Origin of the sequence: Yoonia sp. (genome assembly GCF_036007805.1) — a bacterium.
Classification (GTDB): Bacteria; Pseudomonadota; Alphaproteobacteria; order Rhodobacterales; family Rhodobacteraceae; genus Yoonia.
The window spans coordinates 1-2,192 of the sequence record NZ_DASYOK010000155.1 but is presented as its reverse complement, the minus strand read 5'-3'; the positions used below and the strand labels follow the sequence as shown (position 1 = coordinate 2,192).

2 protein-coding genes are annotated in these 2,192 nt (G+C 60.9%); both read left to right on the top strand.

What is annotated here, in order from left to right; translation table 11 throughout:
* Nucleotides 1-57: 57 nt before the first annotated feature.
* Nucleotides 58-1,176 carry a cell envelope integrity protein TolA gene (tolA, locus tag VGP75_RS09040; protein ID WP_327543345.1) on the top strand — a complete coding sequence of 373 codons (1,119 nt, stop codon included), beginning with the start codon at nucleotides 58-60 and terminating at the stop codon, nucleotides 1,174-1,176.
* Nucleotides 1,177-1,281: 105 nt separating this feature from the next.
* A partial coding sequence (locus VGP75_RS09035; RefSeq protein WP_327543344.1) for a beta-propeller domain-containing protein occupies nucleotides 1,282-2,192 on the top strand: 911 nt, incomplete at its 3' end.

Here is a 2,192-nt window from a genome sequence, read left to right as displayed (position 1 = left end):
ATTGGTCTTGTGACCGATATCGCGCCGCCTGCCACAGGCGGCTCTGACGGGTAAATCATGGCAACGCCGGGCACCATCATTTCAGGGATTGGCCATGTCGGGCTGATCGGCTGGCTGATTGTCGGCTGGGGGATGTCGTCTGAACCGTTGCAGATACAGACTATGGATGTCTCGCTGGTGTCCGGTGATCAATTTGAGCAGATGCGCGCCCGCACGACGCCCCAGCCGGGGCTGGCTGATCCGGCGGCCCCCGTTCCGCCGGTGATCGAAGAGACCCCGCCGCCGCCCCCTGCAGAAGAAGCGACTGTTGAACCTGCCCCGCCGCCTGCACCAATAGAGCCGCCCGCAGCAGAAGCGCCGCCGCCACCTCCACCGCCTACGCCGCCGCAGGCCGAAGTTGTGGATGCGCCCCCCGCAGAGCCTGCGCCGCCGGTCACCCCGCCACCGACACCTGATGTGCAGGTAAGCGAGACACCAACGCCGCCACAGGCGCCCACTGTCGCTTCGACCATTTCCGCCCCACCTCCGCCTGATGCGCGGGTGGATGATGTGGTGCGCGAAGAGGTTGTGCCGGACAACAGCGCCGAGGCCGAGGTTGTGGCCGAAGAGCAAGAGGCGACTGCACCTGAAGAAACGACGACGGCTATTGTGATTGACGATTTGGCCCCGACCACATCGGTGCGTCCGTCAACGCGACCAAGCCGCCCTGCACCACCGCAACAAACGGCAGCGGCGCAACAAGAGCCTGCGCCAACCCAACCGACGCAAACGGAACCTGCCGTGCGCGAAGATGACGTTGCCGATGCTTTGGCCGCAGCTTTGGCCGGTGCGACCGACGCCCCTGCCGTTGCTGCCGGTCCGCCGATGACGGGTTCCGAGCGTGATAGTTTCCGCTTGTCGGTGAACCGCTGTTGGAACGTTGATCCCGGATCGGTTGCGGCACGTGTGACCGTTGAGGTGGGCTTTAGCCTTGATCGCGAGGGCCGCGTGATTGGTAATGAAGTCCGCCTTCTGTCATCTGACGGCGACCAGAGCGCCACCAATACCGCATTTGAGGCTGCGCGCCGCGCGATCCTGCGGTGTCAGTCAGGGGGCTATCAGCTTCCGGCCGACAAATACGACCAATGGCAAGAGGTTGTGATCACCTTTGATCCCAGCGGGATGCGATTGCGATAGGCAAAGACACGCGTAGGTGAGGTGAAATGGTTTTTTCCCCCTGCCATAATGAAGAAAGACAGTGCAGATTCGGGCATGGTTCCGATGGGGCAGAGTGAGGCAAAGATGATAAAGCGACTTTTGACAGTTTTGGTGGCCTTAATGCTGGCTGGGCCGGTGGTGGCGCAATCTGGCCCGTTGCGGCTGACCATTACGGATGGTGTGATTGAACCGATCACCTTTGCTGTGCCCAGTTTTGAAGCGGAAACGCCTGCAGCCCAGCAAGCGGCCTCGGATATTTCGCGCCTTGTTGTGCAGGATCTCGCAGGTACTGGCCTTTTCCGAGAAGTGCCCGCCACGGCCTTTATTTCGCAGATCAGCTCCTTTGTGCAGCCTGTCGCCTTTGCAGACTGGCGCGCGATCAACGCGCAGGCCCTGATTGTCGGGGCGGTCACCGTAAACGGGGATCAGCTGACAGTGAAATTCCGCCTCTATGATGTCTTCTCTGGACAAGAGCTGGGGCAGGGTTTGCAATTTGCGGGCACCACTGCCGGATGGCGGCGCATGGGGCACAAGGTGGCGGATGCGGTCTATAGCCGGATTACTGGCGAGGGTGGCTATTTTGACAGCCGTGTTGTGTTCGTCTCCGAGACTGGACCGAAAGATAACCGCCAAAAGCGCCTTGCGATCATGGATTTTGATGGCGCGAATGTGCAGTTCCTGACCGACAGCAGCAGCATCGTGCTTGCCCCCCGCTTTTCCCCCACCGGCGACCGCGTGCTTTACACCAGTTTCGAAAGCGGATTTCCGCGGATCAACGTGTTGAACGTGGCCAATGTGGGCCGCCAGCAGTTGCAGACAGCCCCGGGTGAAATGGCCTTTAGCCCCCGGTTTTCCCGCGATGGGCGGCAAGTGATCTATAGTCTTTCGAATGGTGGCAACACGGATATTTACCGCACTGATCTGGCCACTGGTCAGCATGTGCGCTTGACGTCTGCACCGTCGATCGAGACCGCGCCGAGCCTGTCACCTGATGG

Bases quoted from the DNA above. Each gene is read 5' to 3' on its own strand.
- tolA (WP_327543345.1), top strand. From the start codon at position 58: ATGGCAACGCCGGGCACCATCATTTCAGGGATTGGCCATGTCGGGCTG.